Origin of the sequence: Corynebacterium sp. ACRPS (genome assembly GCF_022346005.1) — a bacterium.
Classification (GTDB): Bacteria; Actinomycetota; Actinomycetes; order Mycobacteriales; family Mycobacteriaceae; genus Corynebacterium.
Genome location: NZ_JAKRMY010000005.1, coordinates 36851 through 57428 on the forward strand (window position 1 = coordinate 36851; position 20578 = coordinate 57428).

General features: G+C 61.9%; 21 protein-coding genes. 10 read left to right on the top strand and 11 right to left on the bottom strand.

Going from position 1 to position 20578, the window contains the following annotated elements; translation table 11 throughout:
- Nucleotides 1-3: 3 nt before the first annotated feature.
- Nucleotides 4-933, bottom strand: a complete 930-nt coding sequence (locus tag MHX65_RS04005; RefSeq protein WP_198010509.1) for a Ppx/GppA phosphatase family protein — start codon at nucleotides 931-933, stop codon at nucleotides 4-6.
- A gap of 33 nt (nucleotides 934-966) precedes the next feature.
- Here MHX65_RS04005 and MHX65_RS04010 point away from each other — a divergent pair, with 33 nt between their 5' ends.
- Entirely contained in the window at nucleotides 967-1866 is a 900-nt protein-coding gene (locus tag MHX65_RS04010; protein ID WP_239268848.1) for a hypothetical protein, read from the top strand.
- 14 nt (nucleotides 1867-1880) lie between these two features.
- Here MHX65_RS04010 and MHX65_RS04015 read toward each other — a convergent pair whose 3' ends face one another.
- The 4 genes from MHX65_RS04015 to mshA form a co-directional block, all read right to left on the bottom strand.
- Nucleotides 1881-2591 carry a response regulator transcription factor gene (locus MHX65_RS04015; protein WP_239268850.1) on the bottom strand — a complete coding sequence of 237 codons (711 nt, stop codon included), beginning with the start codon at nucleotides 2589-2591 and terminating at the stop codon, nucleotides 1881-1883.
- Nucleotides 2588-3850 carry a sensor histidine kinase gene (locus MHX65_RS04020; protein ID WP_370657784.1) on the bottom strand — a complete coding sequence of 421 codons (1263 nt, stop codon included), beginning with the start codon at nucleotides 3848-3850 and terminating at the stop codon, nucleotides 2588-2590. Before MHX65_RS04020 ends, MHX65_RS04015 begins: the two co-directional genes overlap by 4 nt.
- 68 nt (nucleotides 3851-3918) lie before the next feature.
- The gene (locus MHX65_RS04025) at nucleotides 3919-4665 is read right to left on the bottom strand and encodes a phosphoglyceromutase (RefSeq protein ID WP_005276632.1); all 747 of its coding nucleotides are present in this window, start codon (nucleotides 4663-4665) and stop codon (nucleotides 3919-3921) included.
- Between the two features lie 41 nt (nucleotides 4666-4706).
- Nucleotides 4707-5972: a D-inositol-3-phosphate glycosyltransferase gene (gene mshA, locus MHX65_RS04030; RefSeq protein ID WP_239268854.1), complete on the bottom strand. Its 1266-nt coding sequence runs from the start codon at nucleotides 5970-5972 to the stop codon at nucleotides 4707-4709.
- A 66-nt stretch (nucleotides 5973-6038) separates the two neighbouring features.
- On the opposite strand from mshA, the gene MHX65_RS04035 reads away from it, so the two are divergent.
- The 4 genes from MHX65_RS04035 to MHX65_RS04050 all read left to right on the top strand — a co-directional run bounded on the left by MHX65_RS04035 (nucleotide 6039) and on the right by MHX65_RS04050 (nucleotide 11652).
- Nucleotides 6039-7757 (top strand): long-chain-fatty-acid--CoA ligase, encoded by a 1719-nt coding sequence (locus MHX65_RS04035; RefSeq protein ID WP_239268856.1) that lies wholly within the window; start codon nucleotides 6039-6041, stop codon nucleotides 7755-7757.
- A 22-nt stretch (nucleotides 7758-7779) separates the two neighbouring features.
- Complete coding sequence (locus MHX65_RS04040) at nucleotides 7780-8307, top strand: methylated-DNA--[protein]-cysteine S-methyltransferase (RefSeq protein WP_239268858.1); 528 nt, start codon at nucleotides 7780-7782, stop codon at nucleotides 8305-8307.
- 70 nt (nucleotides 8308-8377) lie between these two features.
- The gene (locus MHX65_RS04045) at nucleotides 8378-10087 is read left to right on the top strand and encodes a long-chain-fatty-acid--CoA ligase (protein ID WP_239268860.1); all 1710 of its coding nucleotides are present in this window, start codon (nucleotides 8378-8380) and stop codon (nucleotides 10085-10087) included.
- Nucleotides 10088-10098: 11 nt separating this feature from the next.
- Entirely contained in the window at nucleotides 10099-11652 is a 1554-nt protein-coding gene (locus tag MHX65_RS04050) for an AMP-binding protein (protein WP_239268862.1), read from the top strand.
- Between the two features lie 65 nt (nucleotides 11653-11717).
- Here the strand turns inward: MHX65_RS04050 and MHX65_RS04055 are convergent, their stop codons facing one another.
- The gene (locus MHX65_RS04055) at nucleotides 11718-12887 is read right to left on the bottom strand and encodes a YihY/virulence factor BrkB family protein (protein WP_239268864.1); all 1170 of its coding nucleotides are present in this window, start codon (nucleotides 12885-12887) and stop codon (nucleotides 11718-11720) included.
- A gap of 70 nt (nucleotides 12888-12957) precedes the next feature.
- Between MHX65_RS04055 and MHX65_RS04060 the strand changes: the two genes are divergently transcribed.
- Nucleotides 12958-13434, top strand: a complete 477-nt coding sequence (locus tag MHX65_RS04060) for an S-ribosylhomocysteine lyase (protein WP_023025084.1) — start codon at nucleotides 12958-12960, stop codon at nucleotides 13432-13434.
- 217 nt (nucleotides 13435-13651) lie between these two features.
- Here the strand turns inward: MHX65_RS04060 and MHX65_RS04065 are convergent, their stop codons facing one another.
- Complete coding sequence (locus MHX65_RS04065) at nucleotides 13652-14776, bottom strand: UDP-N-acetylmuramate dehydrogenase (protein WP_239268866.1); 1125 nt, start codon at nucleotides 14774-14776, stop codon at nucleotides 13652-13654.
- A gap of 24 nt (nucleotides 14777-14800) precedes the next feature.
- On the opposite strand from MHX65_RS04065, the gene MHX65_RS04070 reads away from it, so the two are divergent.
- From MHX65_RS04070 to MHX65_RS04080, 3 genes are read left to right on the top strand one after another with little or no spacing between them, the layout of a single operon-like run.
- Nucleotides 14801-15292: a DUF2505 domain-containing protein gene (locus MHX65_RS04070; RefSeq protein ID WP_237799399.1), complete on the top strand. Its 492-nt coding sequence runs from the start codon at nucleotides 14801-14803 to the stop codon at nucleotides 15290-15292.
- 32 nt (nucleotides 15293-15324) lie between these two features.
- Nucleotides 15325-16134, top strand: a complete 810-nt coding sequence (locus MHX65_RS04075; protein WP_239268868.1) for a class I SAM-dependent methyltransferase — start codon at nucleotides 15325-15327, stop codon at nucleotides 16132-16134.
- A 49-nt stretch (nucleotides 16135-16183) separates the two neighbouring features.
- Nucleotides 16184-16987, top strand: coding sequence for an LmeA family phospholipid-binding protein (locus tag MHX65_RS04080; protein ID WP_023030029.1), 804 nt, complete (start codon nucleotides 16184-16186; stop codon nucleotides 16985-16987).
- A 99-nt stretch (nucleotides 16988-17086) separates the two neighbouring features.
- Here MHX65_RS04080 and MHX65_RS04085 read toward each other — a convergent pair whose 3' ends face one another.
- From MHX65_RS04085 to MHX65_RS04100, 4 genes are read right to left on the bottom strand one after another with little or no spacing between them, the layout of a single operon-like run.
- On the bottom strand, nucleotides 17087-17530 hold the full coding sequence (locus MHX65_RS04085) for a deoxyribose-phosphate aldolase (protein ID WP_239268870.1): 444 nt from the start codon (nucleotides 17528-17530) through the stop codon (nucleotides 17087-17089).
- Between the two features lie 2 nt (nucleotides 17531-17532).
- A complete protein-coding gene (locus MHX65_RS04090) occupies nucleotides 17533-17823 on the bottom strand; it encodes a DUF2516 family protein (protein ID WP_023030027.1) in 291 nt (96 codons plus the stop codon).
- Between the two features lie 5 nt (nucleotides 17824-17828).
- Entirely contained in the window at nucleotides 17829-18263 is a 435-nt protein-coding gene (locus MHX65_RS04095; RefSeq protein WP_239268872.1) for a CGLAU_01105 family protein, read from the bottom strand.
- A 33-nt stretch (nucleotides 18264-18296) separates the two neighbouring features.
- Nucleotides 18297-19628, bottom strand: a complete 1332-nt coding sequence (locus tag MHX65_RS04100; RefSeq protein ID WP_239268874.1) for a DUF445 domain-containing protein — start codon at nucleotides 19626-19628, stop codon at nucleotides 18297-18299.
- 225 nt (nucleotides 19629-19853) lie between these two features.
- On the opposite strand from MHX65_RS04100, the gene MHX65_RS04105 reads away from it, so the two are divergent.
- Entirely contained in the window at nucleotides 19854-20519 is a 666-nt protein-coding gene (locus MHX65_RS04105) for a 3'-5' exonuclease (protein ID WP_239268876.1), read from the top strand.
- Nucleotides 20520-20578 lie beyond the last annotated feature (59 nt).

The following is a 20578-nucleotide window of genomic DNA, read 5'->3' on the forward strand; positions in this document are numbered from 1 at the left end:
TTCCTATTCCAATCCCTTGTCGGTCCGGCGCAAAATAACACCTTCGCGCAGCGCCCATGGGCAGATTTCCAACTTCTCGATTCCCAGAGCTCGCATGCTTGCCTCGGCAACCAAAGCGCCGGCGACGATTTGGTGCGATCGGTTCGAACTTACACCCTCGAGGTCCGCTCTGTCTGCTGCAGTCATGCGCGTGATGAATGAAATCAACTGGCGCAGGCCCGGCGCGGTCAATGTGCGCTTGACGTATGGCCCTGCAGACGAGGGTGCCGCGCCGGTAAGGCGCGAGAGGGTACGGAAGGTTTTCGAGGTACCCACGGCCAGGCCGGCAGGACCCATCGCCTTCATCTGTGTGACGGCATCCTCGAGCTCCGCATCGATGAAATCGCGCAGCGCACTGACCTTCTTTTTCTCCGGCGGATCGGTATCGAACCAGTTGTGGGTCAGCCGCCCTGCGCCCAGATCGAGCGAGAAAGCAAGGTCAGGGTGTTCATCGGTACCGGTGGATAGCTCTAGGGAGCCACCGCCGATGTCCAAGTTGGTGATGCGCCCGGCGGACCAGCCGTACCAGCGGCGGGCAGCGAGGAAGGTAAGCTGTGCTTCCTCCACGCCCGAGAGGATCTGTAGGCGCACGCCGGTCTGCTTTTCCACCTCATCGAGTACCTCTTCAGAGTTAGGGGCAGAGCGGACCGCGGAGGTCGCGAAGGCGATGAATTCGGAGCACCCGAGTTTGTCACCCAGCTCACTTGCCTCACCCACGGCGGAAACGAGCTTTTTCAGGCCCTTTTCGTGGATGTTTCCCTTCTTATCCAGCTGTTCTACCAGCCGGAGTGGGGTCTTCCAATCGCTCATCGGAGTAGGCCGTCCCCCCATTGCGGCATCGACCGCAACGAGGTGGACGGTATTACTTCCGACGTCTAATACACCTAATCGCACACCCATAGCGTAGTAGGTCTACCGTGGTTAGGTGTGAATCGCCCAAAATCTGACACCGTTTACCTAGGTTTTCCCGCGAGCTCGCCAGCGGCGGCATCCATTAAAGCCGGGCACGAAGAGGCCCCAGATTTTCCGCGGGAGTGGTTCGAATTTACCAACCCAAACGACCCTTACCACGTCTTTTCCATCGATCTCACGTGGGTGGAATCGCACTACAGCTGCCAATTTGGCACGTCGGCGTGCCGGGGCATCGATAAGAGCCAGCCCGATGTGGGCTGCTGCGTGCACGGTGCATATATGGCCGATGAACAAGACCGCGACCAGCTTTACGATGCCGTCTCTCGCATGCCCGCGCGCTACTGGCAGCTGCGCCCAGCGGGGGTAGATGAGTTCCTGGCGCAAGAAAACACCGATGAGCTAGAGCCCTGGTTGGAATGGGACGAGCTCGATGGCGAGGACGGCGAACCGGAACCGGCGCTGAAAACGCCCATCGTGGATGGCGCCTGCATCTTTGCCAACCGCGCCGGCTGGGAAACGAGCACGGGCTGCGCACTGCACCAATGGGCCGTAGATAGCGGCGAGGAGCTCACCGTGGTCAAGCCGGAGGTGTGCTGGCAGCTGCCGCTGCGGCGCTACGAGGATTATGAAGAACGTCCCGATGGGCAGGAAATTTTGCGCACCACCATCGGCGAATATGACCGCCGTGGCTGGGGCAATGGCGGCGAAGACTTTGATTGGTACTGCTCTACCGATGGCGCCTGCCACGCCAATCCGTTGCCGATGTGGCAATCGCACGAGGACGAGCTCGTCGCGCTCATGGGGCGCGAAAGCTACGATATTTTGGCTCAACAATGCTGTGCCCGCGCAGAAGCCGCTGAGCACGGCGTAAAGCTTACCCAGCACCCAGCCAGCATCAAGGCCGGCTGGTACTAAAGCGCTGACCGGCGTTAGAGCTCGAATTTATAGCCCAGTCCGCGCACCGTTACCAGGTGCTTCGGGCGGGAGGGGTGCTCCTCAATCTTGGTGCGCAGGCGCTTGATGTGCACGTCGAGCGTCTTGGTATCGCCCACGTAATCCGCACCCCAGATGCGGTCAATGAGCTGGCCGCGGGTCAGCACGCGCCCGGCGTTGCGCAGGAGGTATTCCAGCAGGTCAAACTCCTTGAGCGGCATGGCCACCGGCTCGTCCGCCACGGTGACGATGTGACGCTCCACATCCATCTTCACGCGGCCGCCGGATAAGATCTGCTGGTCTTCTACCTCGGCGCCCTCCGCGGCGTCCGCGTGGGAGGACTGATCGTTGCCGCGGCGCAGCACGGCGCGGATGCGGGCGATAAGCTCGCGGGAGGAATACGGTTTGGTGACGTAATCGTCCGCGCCCAGCTCGAGTCCCACGACCTTATCGATTTCCGCATCGCGCGCGGTGACCATAATGACCGGCACGGAGGAGGTGGCGCGCAACTGCTTGCACACGTCGGTGCCGGACATGCCGGGCAGCATGAGGTCAAGCAGCACGATGTCGATGTCATTGTCGGCGAATTTCTCCAGCGCGGATGGGCCATCGAGGGCGATAATCGGCTCGAAGCCTTCCTTGCGGAGTAAGAATGCCAGCGGATCGGCCAGCGACTCTTCATCTTCCACGATGAGAATGGTGGTCATTGTGCTTTATCCTTTCGACGTGCTGCTACGCGTGCTACCGCACGCTGAAGCCCAGGAGCCGCCGCATCGACGGAATCCTTGTCTTCATTATCCTGCAAGTCAGCCTCGTGCGCTGGCTTCTCTTCCTTATATATGGGTAACTCGATGGTAAAAGTAGAGCCCGTGCCAGGCCGCGACCACAGCTTGATATTGCCCCCGTGGTTGGCCACCACGTGTTTGACAATTGCTAATCCTAGGCCAGTGCCTCCAGTCTGCCGCGACCGGGCTTGGTCAACGCGGAAAAAGCGCTCGAAGACGCGCTTTTGATCCTCCGGCGGGATGCCGATGCCACGATCTGTCACCCGGATCAGCACGACGTCCTCTCCCACTACTTTCTGCGAGACGGAGACCGGCAATTCCTCCGGCGAATAATTAATCGCGTTGGAAATGAGGTTGGATAACGCGGTTACGAGGAGGGAACGGTCGCCCATGACCTGCACGCCTTCGGACGGCCCTTGGGTCAACCTAATGGAACGCGCGTCTGCGGCGAGCTGGTTGCGCGAAATCGCCTCGTCAATGAGATCGTCTATAAAAAGCGGTTCCATCTCCGGCAGCGCTTCGGCGCCCTGCAGCTTGGACAGGGAAATCAGCTCGCTGACCATATCCGCCATGCGGTTGGCCTCTTTTTGCACCTTGGTACCGAAGTACTTCACGTGCTCCGGGTCCTCGGGGTCTTGCAGTAGGGCCTCTGCCAGCAACGCGATGCCACCCACCGGGGTTTTCAGCTCGTGGGAGACATTAGCCACGAAGTCACGGCGCGCGGATTCCATGCGCACGTTTTCGCTCTCATCGGTGCCGTAGATGATGATGAAGCGGCCATCGTTCAGCGTCAGCGGCTTGATAACGGCCCTCACCTGCGTGACGCGGTGCCCGGTGCGACGCTTGGGGATGGCCAAGTCCACGGTGCGGGTTTCCTTATCCTCAAAGACCTGCTCCGCTGTCTTCCAGATTTCCGGATTGACGGCGCGATCGTGGACCACGGACATCTCGTGCGCCGCGGGATTGGACAGAATGATTTCCTGGTTCCTATCGAGCACCATCAGCGCCGTGGGAGAGCCCTGAACCGCAAGATGTAGGCCTTGGCTCACGGTGGTGACCTGATTTGCCTGGGCATCGCTGGCGCGCTGGCGGCGTGCCATGCGCTCGCGCACCCGCGAAATTAACGGCAGCGCCACCGCGCAGACGAGCACGCCCGCGAGAAAGACAAAAATTAATTCCACGTCATTAAGCCTAATCATTAGAAAGTCCCCAGGGAGTACCTCCCCGGGGACTTATATGCAGCAGTGGGTTACTTGCCACCCTGCGCGGCAACGGCAGCGGCCCCGGCCTCGGCGGCCTCTGGATCCAGGTAGGTGCCGCCTTCGTTGACCACGGAGCCATCCTCCGCAATCTCGTAAACCAGCGGGATGCCGGTCGGGATATTCAGGCCTGCGATGTCATCATCGGAAATGCCATCGAGGTGCTTGACCAACGCGCGCAGGGAGTTGCCGTGCGCTGCGATCATGACGGATTCGCCCTTCTTGGCACGTGGCAGGATCTCTTCCTCGAAGTAAGGCACGAAGCGCTCGACAACGTCCTTCAGGCACTCCGTCTGCGGGACCTTGTCCAGGTCCGCGTAGCGGGGGTCGTTGGCCTGGGAGTACTCGGCGTCATCGGCAAGCTCGGGCGGGCGCGTGTCATAGGAACGGCGCCATGCCATGAACTGGTCCTCGCCGTATTCTTCCTTGGTCTCAGCCTTGTTCAGGCCCTGCAGCGCACCGTAGTGGCGCTCGTTGAGGCGCCAGTCACGGATGACCGGGATCCAGTGGCGGTCAGCCGCGTCCAGCGCGATATTGGCGGTGCGGATGGCGCGGCGCAGCAACGAGGTGTACAGCACGTTAGGCAGGATGCCCTCTTGCGCGAGCAGCTCGCCGCCGCGCTTGGCCTCTGCCTCGCCCTTTTCTGTCAGATCAACATCGACCCAACCGGTAAATTGGTTGGATTCATTCCAGGTGGATTGGCCGTGGCGAAGAAGAATCAGTTTTCCGTTAGTCATGCCTCCAGCATGCCACGAAACCGCCCGGCGCGTCAGTGAAGCTAGTCTCCCATCGCCCGGCGTTGGTGGCAGTCGGGCACGGGAATCTGCTGGGCTTCGGCATAAATCTCCGTCAGCTCGCGGGCCGTGTTGGTCCAGCTAAAGCGCGCGGCGTGCGCGACGGCGGCCTCGCCCATGGCGATGCGTCGGGGGTCATCATCAAGCAGCTGGGTCAAGTAATCCGCCCACTCCTTCGGCTCGTGGGATGGCACCAGCAGCCCGGTCTCGCCATCGACGACGGCGATGGGCAGCCCGCCCACGGCCGCGGCGACGACCGGCGTACCAGAGGCCTGGGCCTCGAGCGCCACCAAGCCAAAGGACTCGTTGTAGCTGGGCACCGCCACGATATCCGCGGCGCGGTACACCCCCACCAGCTCCTCGGGCGGGCGGGGGCCTAAAAAGCGCACGCGCTTTTGGACGCCCAACTCCCGCGCCAATTCCCTATACGCCTCCGGCGAGGCATTGGCCCCGGATGGCCCGCCGCAGATCAGCACCCGAAAATCGCGGGTGGGCTCGCGGTGGCACAACTCGGCGGCGGTGCGGATAAGGACTTCGGGCCCCTTGAATTTCTGTAGCCGCCCCACAAAGGCTACGACCTTGGTATGCAACGGGATGCCCAGCTCGCGGCGGGAACGCTCAGTGTTGCGGTCGGTGCCTGGGGTGAAAAGGCCCACGTCGGCGCCTGGGGAGACTACGCGGATGATGTCGCGGTCAGCATCGTAATGCTCGGCTAGGTCGCGGGCTTCCTGATCGGTATTGACCACGAGGAGGTCTGCGTTATCCACCAATTGCTGCTCGCAGATGCGCCGCGCCTCCGATTCCACGGTGTCCTCTGCGGTGCGGTAGGCGTTTTTCACCGCGGCCAAGGTATGGGCGGTGTGGACTAAGGGGATTCCCCAGAGATCGCGCAGCAACCACCCCACCTGGCCAGAAAGCCAGTAGTGGGAGTGAATAAGGTCATATTTTTTGCCCTGCCACTTGGCAAATTGCACCACGCCGCCGGAAAAGGCCGCGAGCTGCGTGGGTAAATCTTCTTTTTCTAGCCCCTCAAAGGGGCCTGCCACAATGTTGATCACCCGCAGGTTGGGGGCCACTTCCACGATTTCTTTGTGGCTCGGGCGGGTAGCGCGGGTATAGACATCGACCTCGACGCCAAGCTGGGCTAATTGGCAGGCAATATTTAAAACGTAGACATTCATTCCGCCGGCATCCCCGGAGCCAGGCTGCTCAATGGGGGAGGTATGCATAGAAATCATGGCGATGCGCATGGTGACCCATCTTAGCGGCGCTATACTAGCCCCTGCCAATAACCTACGCTACCGAAAGGTCACGCATTGTCCGCTTATGAATCAAAGGCATGGCTCCAGTATTACCCGGAGTGGACGCCGCATAGCCTCGACTATGGCAACACCACCCTGTTAGACCTGTATGACAACAACCTCAAGGTCAATGGCGATAAGTCAGCCACGTATTTCTTTGGACGCAGCCAAAACTATTCCGAGCTGGACCGCCAAGTGCGCGCCGCCGCAGCCGGCTTGAAGGCCTTCGGCGTGCGCCCCGGTGACCGCGTAGCCATCGTTGCCCCTAATAGCCCGCAGTACATTGCGGCCTTTTATGCCATCTTGAAGCTCGGCGCCCAGGTTGTGCTGCACAACCCGCTTTATACCGCCCACGAGCTCGAGGGCCTCTTCCAGGATCACGGCGCGCGCATCGCCATCGCTTGGGACAAGGCCGCCCCCACCCTGGAGAAGCTGCGGGCTACCACCAACCTGGAAACGGTCGTGTCCATCAACATGATCAACGCCATGCCCACCCTGCAGCGCGCCGCACTGCGCCTGCCGCTTCCCCCGCTCAAGGCCAAGCGCGAGCAGCTTTCCGCCCCAGCGCCGAATACCGTGCCGTGGGAGGCGCTGATTGGCGATGCCATCGGTGGCAACGGCAGCGATATTAAGACGCCGGAGGACATTGATAAGGACACCGTCGCGCTGGTGATGTACACCTCCGGTACGACCGGTGCGCCCAAGGGCGCGATGCTCTCGCACGGCAACCTCGTATCCAACCTGCTGCAGGGCAAGGCGTGGGTCCCGGGCCTGGGTGATAAGCCAGAGCGCATGCTCGCCGCCCTACCCTTCTTCCACGCGTATGGCCTGACCATGAACGTCACCTTGGCACAGCTTATCGGCGGCGAATTGGTCATCCTCCCCGTGCCGCAGATCCCGCTCATCATGCAGCTGATGAAGAAGCACACCCCGACCTGGGTCCCGGGCGTTCCTACCTTGTACGAGCGCATCGTCAAAGCCGCCGAGGAGCAAGAAGTACCCATCAAGGGCGTGCGCGCGGCCTTCTCTGGCGCATCCACCCTGCCTTCTGAAACCGTCAATAAGTGGGAAAACGCCACCGGCGGCTTACTCGTGGAAGGCTACGGGCTTACCGAGTGCTCCCCCATTATCGTGGGCAACCCCATGAGCACCGACCGCCGCCCCGGCTACGTGGGCATTCCCTTCCCGGATACCGAGGTGCGCATCGCCAACCCCGATAACCTGGATGAGACCCAGCCAGACGGCGTCGAGGGCGAGGTGCTGGCCCGCGGCCCGCAGATTTTCAAGGGCTACCTCAACAACCAAGAAGCCACCGATGCCGCCTTCCACGGTGACTGGTTCCGCACCGGTGACATGGGCATCATGGAAGAAGACGGCTTCATCCGCCTGGTCAGCCGCATCAAGGAAATCATCATCACCGGCGGCTTCAACGTCTACCCGGGCGAGGTCGAAGAAATCCTGCGCGAGCACCCCAGCGTCGACGACGCCGCTGTCGTGGGCCGCCCGCGCGAGGACGGCTCCGAAGACGTCGTGGCCTGCCTCGATCTTGCCGATGGCGCCGCGCTCGACCCCGAAGGCCTCAAGGAGTACTGCCGCGAGCGCCTGACCCGCTACAAGGTCCCGCGCACCTTCTACCACTTCGAAGAACTGGCCAAGGACCAAATGGGCAAGATCCGCCGCCGTGAGGTACAAGAAGACCTCATCAACCGCCTCGAAGCGGAGAAGAACTCCTAAAACACCTAGAGTTCCCACCACCATGCTGCGCACCATCGATACCCCCATCGGCCCGCTGCTGCTCACCGCGGATGCAGACGGGCTGTCCCGCGTTGACTTCGTCGCGATCCAGTTGGGTCGCGACGGAACCAGCAAGGGACACCGCGAAACCAATAAGGTTCGCGGCGAGGTGAGCGGCGGAGTACACGGGGGCATCGACAAGCGCGGTGCAGACATCCTAGATGCGGCGCAAGAGCAGCTCGCGGAGTATTTCGCTGGGCGCCGCCGTGAGTTTGACCTGCCGCTCAACCCGGTGCCGACGACCGAATTCCGCGCGCAAATTCACGCGCAACTCGACTCCATTGGCTACGGCGAGGTCTCAAGCTATGGCGAGCTCGCCGCCGCCGTGGGGCGCCCCGCCGCTACCCGGGCGGTCGGCACCGCCTGCGGTGCCAATCCCCTGCCAATTATTCGGCCCTGCCACCGCGTGCTGCGCAGCGATGGAACGCTCGGCGGCTATGCCGGTGGCCTGGATATCAAGCGTTTTTTGCTGACACTCGAAGAAAACTAGAGGATTTCCTCACGTTCTGGGTATACTCGCCCTTTGTAATATTTTTCTTTAGCAAACGAAAGGGCAGCGCGTGTCCGCATACGAATCCCGGGCCTGGATTAAGCACTACAGCGACTGGACCCCCGCCACGCTTGATTACGGCGATAAAACCATCGTTGACTACTACGTCAATAACCTGCGCATCAATGCGAATAAGTCCGCGACCTACTTCTTCGGCAATACGCAGAACTACGCGGAGCTAGACGCCCAGGTGCGCGCAGCCGCCGCGGGCCTTAAGGCCTTTGGCATCCGGCCTGGCGATAGGGTCGCCATCGTCTTGCCCAACTGCCCCCAACACGTGGTGGCGTTTTATGCCATCCAGCTGCTGGGGGCCACCGCGGTGGAGCACAATCCCCTCTACACCGCCCACGAACTCGAGGGACTTTTCCAATACCACGGCGCGCGCGTGGCCATCGCCTGGGATAAAACCGCTGCCACCTTGGAAAAGCTTCGCGCCACTACCCCGCTAGAGACCATCGTGTCCGTCAACATGATCGACGCGATGCCACCGCTCAAGCGCCTCGCGCTCCGGATTCCCCTGCCGCCGCTGGCCGCCAAGCGCGAGCAGCTAACCGGCGCGGCCCCGAATACCGTGGCCTGGTCCACGCTTATCGGTTCTGCCATCGGCGGCGACGGCAAGGACCTCGAGATTGCCAAGGTCACGCAGGACGATATCGCGCTTATCCTCTACACCTCCGGCACCACAGGCAAGCCCAAGGGCGCGCTGCTTTCGCACGGCAACCTCATCTCCAACTGCGTGCAGGGCGAGGCCTGGCTGACGAATATGGACGCCACCGAGCAGCGCTTCCTCGCTGCCTTGCCGCTCTTCCACGCCTACGGCATGACCACGCTGTGCGTACTCAGCATCTACTTCGGCGCTGAGCTCATCTTGGTTCCATCCCCGCAGATGCCGCTCATCATGGACATCGTTAAGAAGCACACCCCCACCTGGCTACCGGGCGTGCCCACGTTATACGAGAAGATCATGGACGCCGCCGAGGAAAAAGGCGTGGATCTTACCGGCATCAGCAACGCCTTCTCCGGCGCCGCTACCCTGCCGGTTGACGTGATGGAGCGCTGGGAATCCATGACCGGCGGCCGCCTCGTGGAGGGCTTCGGCATGACCGAGACCTCCCCCGTGCTTATTGGTAACCCCATGAACGGCAACCGCCGCCCGGGCTATGTGGGCCTGCCCTTTCCCGATACCGAGGTGCGCATTGGCAACCCGGATAACCTCGATGAAACCCAGCCAGATGGCGAGCCGGGCGAGATGCTGGCTCGCGGGCCGCAGATTTTCCAGGGCTATTTCAATAACGAAAAGGCCACCGAGGAGTCCTTCCACAACGGCTGGTTCCGCACCGGCGATATGGCCACCATGGATGAGGACGGCTGGGTCAAGCTGGTTAGCCGCATCAAGGAAATCATCATCACCGGCGGCTTTAACGTCTACCCGGCCGAAGTCGAAGAGGTGGTGCGCAAGCACCCAGATGTCAAGGAGGTCGCCGTGGTGGGCCGCCCGCGCAAGGATGGCTCCGAGGACGTCGTCGCCTGTCTCATCCTGCGCGATGGCGCCGTCTTGGACCCAGAAGGCCTCAAATCCTTCTGCCGCGAGCGCCTGACCCGCTACAAGGTTCCGCGCACCTTCTACCACTTTGAGGAGCTGGCTTCGGACCAGCTGGGCAAGGTCCGCCGCCGCATGGTGCAGCAGGATCTCCTCGATCTCCTCAAACAGAAGGCTTAGTATTAACCATCATGTCAGACCTCGAGTACGACGCCACGCTGACGGATTTCCTCGCCACCGCCGTAGCCAACTTCCCCCACCGTCCCGCCACCTTTTTCGCGGGCGAGACCCTGAGCTACGCGGAGCTGGATACCCGCATCGCCGCTGCCGCCGGCGCCCTGCGGGAGATGGGAATCCGCCCCGGCGACCGGGTAGCGCTGGTCTTGCCCAACTCCCCGCAGCACCTCATTGCCTTTTTCGCGGTGCTGCGCCTAGGCGCGGTCGTAGTCGAACACAACCCTCAGTACACCGCCCACGAGTTGGCCCCGCTCTTTGCCCACCACGGCGCCCGCATCGCCCTGGTCTGGGATGAGGTCGCTGCCGTGGTCGATGGCCTGGCCAGCACGGTGATCCCCGTGTCCTTGGAGGAGCCCTTTCCCCTCTCCGGTGCCCCGGTTCCGCACCGCCAGGCCGCGCTTGCCGATGCCGCCCTCATCCTCTACACCTCCGGCACCACCGGCCAGCCCAAGGGCGTGGTGCTCACGCACGGCAACCTCGCCGCGAACTGTATCCAATTGGAAGCCCAGGCCGATCTGCGCCCGGGCCACGAGCGTTTCCTCGCCACGCTGCCGATGTTCCACTCTTATGGATTGACCATGAGCGTCTTGCTCGCGGTGCGCTGTGCCGCCGAGATCATCCTGCTGCCCGCCCCGCGCCCAGCGGCCGTGGTCAGCGCCTTGGCACAGCGCCGGCCGACCTGGATGCCGGGCGTTCCCACCATTTATGAGCGCGCCATGGGCGAGCTGGCGGCAGAATCTGCCTCCGGGGCGGCCGCCGAACAGGCCGCCGAGCAGGCCACAGACCTGGGCGGGGTGCGCTACGCCATTTCCGGCGCGGCATCGCTGCCCGCGCGCATCATCGAGCCCTGGCAAGACCGCACCGGCGGCATGCTCGTCGAGGGCTACGGGCTTACCGAGGCCTCCCCCGTGCTGACCATTAACCCGCTTGGTGAGGGTCGGCGCGTGGGGACCATCGGCAAGCCGCTTGCCGATACCGACTTGCGCATCGGGGATCCCGCTGACCTTGACCGCAGCCAACCCGATGGCACGCCCGGTGAGATCCTTGCCCGCGGGCCCCAGGTTTTTGCGGGCTACCTCAATAATCCCGCCGCCACGCAGGAGGCATTCCACGGCGATTGGCTGCGCACCGGCGATATGGGGGTGCGCGAAGCCGATGGCCATTTCCGGCTGGTGGGCAGGATTAAAGAGGTCATCATCACCGGTGGCTTTAACGTCTTTCCCAGCGAGGTGGAACATGCATTGTTGAGCCACCCCGCGATAAGCCAAGCCGCGGTGGCCGGCGTCCCGCGCGCCGATGGTTCCGAGGATGTCGCCGCCTGCCTGGTGCTCCACCCCGGCGCCACCTTCGACGCGGAAGCGCTGCGCGAGCACTGCCGCGGCCTCTTGGCGCGCTATAAGGTCCCGCGCCATTTCGTGGTGCAAGAAGAATTGCCCACCGATCAGCTGGGCAAGCTGCGCCGGCGCCAGGTGCAGGAAATCTTGGTAGCGGAAGTGTCCTCCCGCTAATCCTCGGCAGCGGTGGTGTCCCGGCGCGGGCTACGTCCCGGTGGGAGCTACTCCCCGATGAGGGGCTACTGCCCGCCGCGGGCGGCATCGGCAAAGATGCGCCCCGAGCGCTCTTCTAGTTTCTTCTTCGCCCGAACCTGCTGCTGCGCCGCGAATTCGGAGCGCGGCGGGGCTTGAATATAGCGCTCTGCGTGCAATCCAAGTTGCAGCTCCTTGGCACGCAGGACCTCCGCATCGATCTTGATGCCCAAGATCAGCATCGTATTGGACAGCCAAACGGTCATGAATACCGCCATGACCGTACCGAATGCCCCGTAAATGCTCACCCCGGCCAGGTACTTGATGTAGAGGGAAAATGCGCCCCACACCACCAGATTCGTCACTAGCGCTACCACCGAGCCCAAGGTGATCCAGCGAAAACGGCTGGGCCGAACGTTCGGCGCAAAGTGGTACCACACGGCAATAAGCGCCAGCGCCACCACGACAGTTATGGGAAAGCGCAGCCAATTCCACACCGGCATAAAAATGCCGCCGAAAAAGTCCACGGTTCCGTGCAACCCTAGGCGGAGTGCCACGGGTTCGATGACGCTGTCCACGACGGTATCGCGCAATAAATTGGCGCACAGCACCACCACCGCGCCGATGACGAGGACCACGGTAATGGCCCACATCAACGCCCATGTGCGGATGGTGCCGCGTCCCTCCACCCGGCCGTAGACAGTATTGGCGGTGCGTGAGAAGGCACGCACATACGCCGAGGCGGCGAAGAGTGAAATCAGGACGGAGACCACCAGCGCAAACGTGCCCTCCCGCGTGGAACCGATAATGGAGCTGACGATATTTCCGGCCTCTTCCGCCATGGAACGGGGCACGTACGTTTCGATGAACTGCGTGGTCAACGCCTCCACTTCGCCCCGGCGCGAAGAAAAGACCAGCGTGGCAATAGAATATGCCGCTAGGACAGTGGGCGCGAAGGCCATGAGGGTGAAGTAGGTCATCGCGGCGGCGCGGTCCATTAAGGCATCGTGGAAGAAATCAGCCCACACGCGTCGCATTACCAGACCCCAGCTGTCCTTGCGCAGGCGGTTGCCGCGCGCCCACGGATCGACATCGGCGGCGGGGCTTTCCACGGTGACCAGGGTGGTAACGGTGCTTGGCACGATCTTTTGCTGTTGGGCAGTCTGCTTCCGGGCTTGCTTGCTGCCGGTTGCGGGGGCATCGTCCAAGGCACTCATAGTTACGCAGCGTATGCGGCCTAAGAATCTATTCTGTGAAGTGACACTCGCAGCGATTAGGCTGGGGAGTATGACTGAACAGAACCAAGAAAAGATTAACGTCAAGTCCTTCGAGCTCGACCACCGCCTCGTCAGCGCGCCTTATATCCGCGTGGCTGACCGCACCGATTTGGGCGGCGGCGTGGAGATTATCAAGTACGACCTGCGCTTCTGCCAGCCCAATAAGGAACACCTGGACACGGAGGCGCTGCACTCCGTGGAGCACATGATGGCCAACTTTATGCGCAACTACACCGATAAGCTCATCGGCTTTGCTCCTATGGGCTGCCGCACCGGCTTCTACGCCATCACCAACGGCATGGAGCAGGATGAATTGCTGCGCGCCGTTGAGGGTGCGCTGAACGATATTCTTACCGCCACCGAGGTTCCCGCCGCCAACGAAGAGCAGTGCGGCTGGGGTGCGCACCACAGCTTGAAGGGCGCACAGGATGCGGCCCGCAAGTTCTTAGACGCCAAGCCGGAGTGGCTCGAGGTCATGGCTGCCTAAGATGCGCCGACCGCAGCGCCGGGGCGGCTTTGCGCTGCCTGCTCGCGCTGCCAGTGCTGCCTGCAAGCGACACTTACGTCCAAAACAACCGCGTTTCGCCAAAAATGAGGGCGAGTTTTAGAAGAACGCGGTTGTTTTGGACGTTTTTATGTGCGCGCAGGCCTAAAACCCGGCGCGAACTTAGTGGCCGATGCCCCGTCGCGCCGAAAGGCGCGGCCTAATCCTCGTCCATGGATAGGCCCAGCCACACGGGCTCGGGCACGAGCTCGACGCCGAAAGCCTCGCGGACGCCATCGCGGATAGTGCGGGCTAGCGCGACGATATCAGCGGCGCTCGCGGTGCCGCGGTTGGTCAACGCCAGGGTGTGCTTGGTGGAAAGCGTTGCCGGGCCGGAGCCGGGGTAGCCCTTTGTGAAGCCGGCGTTATCGATAAGCCAGGCGGCCGAGAGCTTCTCGTGCGGGGACGATTCGCCCTGTGCGGTGGCGACGGGGTGGCGGGGCATGCGGTCGGCGGGGGCATCGCCAAGCGTGGCGCGCACCTTGTCCTGGATGGCGTCGGCGACGCTGGATTCGACCACGGGGTTGGTGAAGAAGGAGCCTGCGGACCAGGTGTCGTGGTCGGCGGCATCGAGTACCATGCCCTTGCCGCGGCGCAGGGCGAGGACCTCCTCGCGGACCTGGGCGACGGGGCGGCGCTCGCCGGGGGCATCGGTAAGCTGCCCAAAGCGCAGGGGGCGAGAGAGCCCATCCGTGGTCAATTGCAATTCGACCTCGAGCACCACCGCGCGGCCCGTGAATTTCAGGTTGGAATAGCGGTAGGCCAGATCGAGATCGGAGACGGGAACCCACTCATCGGCATCGGTGCGCAGGTTATACAGGCGCACGCGGGTCAAGACCTCAGAAATCTCGGCGCCATAGGCACCCACGTTTTGCACGGGCACCGCGCCCACCGTGCCGGGAATGCCGGACAGGCACTCGATTCCGCCCAGGGACTGGGCGACGGATTCCGCCACGACCTCGTCCCATACCGCGCCGGCTTGGGCGCGCACGAGGCCGGACTCGGTATCCATGTCCACCGCGGCAAAGTCCAGGACAACGGCGACCACGTCTACCTCGCCATCAGAAACCAGCAGGTTAGAGCCGCCGCCAACCACGATGAAAGGAACTTTTTCTTTCTCGAGGTACCGCAGGGCCGCAACTGCCGCTTCAGGCCGCGAACAACGCAACGTGACCTGTGGCTTTCCCCCCACGCGCAAGGTGGTGAGATCGGCAAAGCTCGCCGTGGGATCCACGTCTACGCCGTCGATTGCTGTGAGTTGTTGCGTCAAAAATTTATCAAGCACGTATACCAAGGTAGTCTGTTAAGCATGTCAACTCGTAGTGAAAACACCGTAACCATCAATCAGCCTATCGACATGGTTCACAAGGCGCTGCTTACCCAGGGATACTGGGAGTACATCGTGGAAAATCTTTCCCCGGAGGCAGGCCAGGTTCACGATTTCTCCGATAACGTAGCAACGCTCTACGAGGTCCTGCCGACCACCCTCTTGCCAGAGGCTGTGCGCGCCATGGTCTCGCAGGACCTCAAGGTCAAGCGCGTGGTCACCGTGGGCGAGCTCAACGGCCAGGCCGCTGACGTCAACTACACCGCAGACGTCAAGGGCACCCCGGTGGACTTCAAGGGCGAGATTTCCCTGGCCGGCGAGGGCGAGATGACCAAGCTGACCTACACCAACGAGATCTCCGTCAAGATCCCGATGATGGGCGCAGCCATCGAGCCGAAGGTGGGCGAATCCCTGGCAGAGCTCTTTGATAACGAGGGCAAGCTGACCGAACAGTGGATTTCTGAAAACTTCTAAGGCACTCCCAACCTTAGAATCCACCGATTCCCATGGCCGACCACGCTCATAACCTGCGCGCCAGCGCAGCAGCGGGTCGGCCTTTTGGCGTTATTACCCGCGGCACCACCAACTACAACCGGCTGCGGCGCTGCGATAGGTGGATGGTGGCGCACCCGGAAATCTCGGCGCTGTTGCGCCACGTGCGCACCCCGCTCGCCCTCGACGTGGGCTATGGCGCCTCCCATACCACCACCGTGGAATGGGCGCGGTGGCTGCGCCGCATCAATCCCCGCGTGGATGTGCGCGGGCTAGAAATCCACCCGGACCGGGTGCTGCCGCCGCGCGATGGCGTGCGCTTTGAGCTGGGCGGATTTGAGCTGGCGGGCTACCGGCCGCAGGTGGTGCGCGCCTTTAATGTCCTGCGCCAATACGATGTGGACCAGGTTGCGGAGGCCTGGCAGACGGTGTGCTCGCGCTTGGCCCCCGGTGGGTTCTTCGTGGAGGGCACCTGCGATGAGCTGGGCCGACGCGCGGCGTGGATCCTGCTCGATCAGCATGGTCCGAAGACGCTGACGCTCGCGTGGGATCCCTTCGACGTGGCCCGCCCCTCCGATGTGGCCGAGCGCCTGCCCAAGGTGCTCATCCACCGCAACGTGCCCGGCGAGCCCATTCACGAGCTCCTGCAGGCTGCCGACAGGGCCTGGAATCGCGCCGCCGGGTGGGCCCCGCACGGCCCGCGGGTGCGATGGCGCATGGCGCAGGCCCTGCTTGCCGATGCCCCCTTCAACCTCCAGCCTCCCCGCCGCCGGCTGCGCGATAATACGCTCACTGTGAGCTGGGAGAGCATCGCGCCCCGCTAATATCCAGCACACATTGCCACCGGCCGCCTCATGCGCCACACTGGTAGTCATGGCTGCAAAGAAATCGGGCGGATCGCTCGCTTGGAAAATTGTCGTAGGCGTCCTCGTAGCGCTGCTTGTTTTAATCCTCATCGCCGAGTTTGGCCTGCGCTGGTTCATTGGTAATCAGATGACCGAGGAGTTTAAAAATAGCGCCAAAGAAGAAGGCATCGAGGTCACGGAGGATCCCTCGGTAAGCTTCGGCGGCAGCCCCTTACTCTTTGGGCTTATGCGCGGCTCGATTTCCCAGATGGATATGACCACGCCATCGACCCTGCAGATCGAAGGCTCCCAAATCAAGGGGCAACCCGCCTCTGAAATCCACGTGGAAGATATGACGACGGATGCTGATAACCCCGTGGCCGGTTTCCTCCGCGCCACCACCACCGTTCCGGATGACTACCTGCTGGCTAGCTTCCAAAAAGGAATCTCAGACCAATCTGGCAGCGAAACCATTGGGAATATGGTGGTCACTGAAATCACCGCAAATGACCAGAGCGACGAGCTAGAGGTGAAATTCGGCGGTGGCTTGGCCAGCCTTTCGCTCAAGCCCAGCGCCCAAGACGGCAAGCTGGAGATTAATGCCACCGAGGCCTCCATCTTTGGCCTCTCGCTGCCTGAGCAAGCCACCAGCGCCATTTCTGATGCCCTGCAAGACGGCATGTCTGAACAGCTCGTTGCCAATGAGATGCAGGTCGAATCCGTGGACGTGGGCGATGGCAAGCTCACGCTGACCATCACCGGCACCGATGTCCCGATGAACGATATGGACCACTTTTCCGGCGAAAGCGGCGAGCAGAAGAAGGCCGCCTAACAGCGTCGTCCTAGGGCGGGGTCGGCCGCAGAAGCGGCCGACCTAGGGAGTGTCGACCTAGGGAGTGTCGACCTAGGGAGTGTCGACCTAGGGAGCGACTTAGGCGGTGGGAAATTCTACGACGGGCAGCGAGCTGGACAGCTCGCTGCCTTTTTCTATGACGATCTTGTGAAAACCGGCCTGGGCGGCGGCGGTTTCTGCGAGGGACCGCGCCGGTTCCGCCTCCGGCAGGATGAGGCCCACGCGGGCCGGGTCCGGGCAAGCCTCGCGGATGGCGACGAGCTCGGAGAGGATAGGGGTGGCATCGGCAAGCGTGGCATCAACGCTGACCCACACCTCGTCCGCGCCGGACTGGATGGCCAGGCGGGCCTCAGAGGCCTTGATGAGCGTGTGGTGCCGGCCGGTGGGATAGCCCGCCACGGCGATAATTCCCGCCGGCTCGGCGGCCGCCGCCACCGTAACGTGGTGCGGCGAGACCAGCACATGCTGCCCAGCGGCCTGCTCCCTGACCTCGGCGGCGGAAGCGTGCAGGAGATTTTTCATGCTTAGTAGCTGTAGTCGCCGTTGATGATGGCCTTGAGCTGCGGGCGCACATCAAACCAATAAATGCCGGTGATGACCGTGCCAATCCACGCCAAAAATTGCAGGCCGGTAGCCATCGCAACCGCCGATCCCGCAAGCAGGCCTACCCATACCCATTTACCCTTGCGGTCGCCGGCCCGAAACGCGTCCTCGCGCGTAGATGCGGCGAGGACAGCCCCGATGATGGCAGCAATGGTCAGGGCCTGGAAAAAGTAGATGGGAAACTTATAGGCAATATCAATTAAAACGTACATGCAGATTAATTCGTGGGTTCGTCGGTATCGATAACTTCGCCATCGATAATATTATCGTCCTTGTCCGCAGCAGCGGAATTACCATTCTTGGGCGCGTTCTTCTTCTCGTTCACGCGCTCCTGGGCATAGCCATACGCGTCCTTCACGCCCTCACGGGTTTCCTGGTACGCATCCGCGAACTTGCCCTTGGCCTCAGAGAAAGCCTCCGACTCGCGGGTTTCTTCCGCGGCCTTCTTAATGGACGCGCCCCACTGCTTGGCGGTAGTGGTGGCCTTATCCAGCATGCCCTCCTTATCGCCTTGGGAGACCTGCGCACCTGCGCCCTGCGCACCCTGGTTCTCGCGCTCTTCCTGCAGGCGGCCGCCGAAATCCTTGGCGGTATTCAACGCAGACGCGCCGGCTTCCTTCAGGGAATCAAAAAGCTTCTTCTTCTCAGTCATGAAATCCTCCGTGTGATGGTTTAGTCCGGTGCATTAGGCGCCGAAAATGAGATGATTAACAGCATATATGGCCAAGCCTGCCAGGGAGCCGACGATAGTGCCGTTAAGGCGAATAAATTGCAGATCCTTGCCCACCATCAGCTCGATATTCTGCGAAGCTTCCTGCGCATCCCAGCGCTTGATGGTCTCCGGGATGATCGCGATAATCTCCGGGGCGAACTTCTCCACCGCGTAGCGCGCGGCCTTGTCCACGAGGTCATTGGCTTGGGCTAGGAACTCGGAATCCTCGAGCAAACGGTGCGCCAATTCCTTCACCTTGGCCGTCATCTTTTGCCGCAGGAAGGATTCCGGGTCATTGAACTGATCAATTAGCGTAGTGGAAATCGTGCGCCACATCGCTGCCGGCGCCTGCTGCACCTGATCAGAGGCGAGCATCTCCTGTTTGATGCCCTCGATGCGCTCGCGCATATCCGCATCCCATTGCAGGTCCGCAGCCAGCTTGGACAGGTTGCGGCGAATGGCCAGGCGGGCCTCGTGGTTGCCATCGCGGCGGACTTCCTCGGCGAAATTAACGAGTTCACTATAGACCTTGTCCCCCACCATCTCGCGGGCAAAGCGCGGCGCCCACCCAGGCATGCGCTCATCGATGGCCGTAACCACGGTCGATTCCATCCCAAGGATCTTGCCGTGTGCCCAGTCAATGAGGTCATCCTCCAGTGGGCGCGCCTTACCGTCCGCGATATAGCTCTCCAGCAACCGCCCCAACGGCGGCCCCCACTCCGGCTCCGCTAGGCGGTCCATGACCTGGGTGCGGATGAATTGCTCTGCCTCAGCCGGGTCGAGGTCCTCCACGACGCTGGCGGCACGCTTACCAATCCATTCGGAAACTTCCTCCGCCTTGCCAGGTTCTGCCCCCTGGCGCGCGAGCCACAGCGGCAGCTCGGCATCTCGCACCTTGGCGCTCAGCGCATCCGCGGTAAGAAAATTTTCCTCCACGAAGTCACTCAAGGCATCGCCCACGCGGTCCTTATTATTCGGAATCAGCGCGGTGTGCGGGATAGGCAGCCCCATCGGCCGGCGGAATAGCGCGGTCACCGCAAACCAGTCCGCCAGGCCACCGACCATGCCAGCTTCTGCTGCCGCACGCACGTAGCCGACCCACACCGGCGCGCCGCCTTCCGACGCTTGCCACCACGAGCACCCCAAAAAGATCACCGCCGCCAGCAAAAGCAGCGACAGCGCAATTGCCTTCCACCGCCGCAGGTCCGCCCGGCGTGCCTCTTGGTTGCCGGCCTGCGGCACACCGGTGCCTGACGATGCCGGCTCCCTCGCCGTATCGAGCTCTGCGTCCGAGCGGTGCGTCATGTGTTCTCCTTGGGGATTGTGAAGGTGCATTTGAGCTTCGGTCTATAACACTAGTGGCTACTAAACGCATTGGACCGCTGACGTTCCTGGTTAAGCCTATGAACGCCAATGAATCTGAACAGCATACGTCAGCCAAACGAGCAATGAGGAACTCTCCATACGCTGGCCGCTATGTTCGATTCCGGCTAGAACGGCGTGTCGGTTTGGTCCTATAGCCTTAGGATCATGGGCTTTTTAGAAAATCTCTTCAACCGCTACACCCCACGTAATCCGGGCGAACCGGTCTTTGCGGTCATTGATACCGAAACCACCGGCGTTAACAAGCGCTACGACCGTATCATTGAGCTTGCTGCCGTCCGCGCCGACGCACACTTCAATCCCGTCGACACTTGGCACACACTGCTTTCGCCTGACGGTAAGGCCATTAAAAACTCCCATATTCACGGCATTACCAATGACATGGTCGCTTCTGCCCCAACGTTTAGCGATGTGTACGGAGATTTCACCAGCTATATCGACGGTATGCAGCTACTTGCGCACAACGCCCCCTTCGACTCAAAAATGATAATTGCTGAGGTAGACCGCATGACCGGTGCCGAGAATAGCGAAGAGGAGTACTTCCCCTTTATTGACACCATTGACCTTGCCAAGCAAATGCTCGACCATGGCCCCTACAACCTGCCTGCGCTCCTAGACCGCCTAGGCCTAAACAATCCGGACGCGCACGCTGCTGTAGCTGATGCGACCGCCACGGTGAACATGCTCCACGCACTCTTCGGGGTCAAACGCGGCGAAATTGGGCGCAAGATTTTGAGCCAAGGTGAAGCATTCCAAGCCACCAACTCCTGGCACCAAAGCCACGCCATCCCACTGCTTCCCCGCGAAATATAGACAGCCACCATTGCAAATACCGATGTCCCCAATCCGGAGGATCGGTCACATACTAAAGC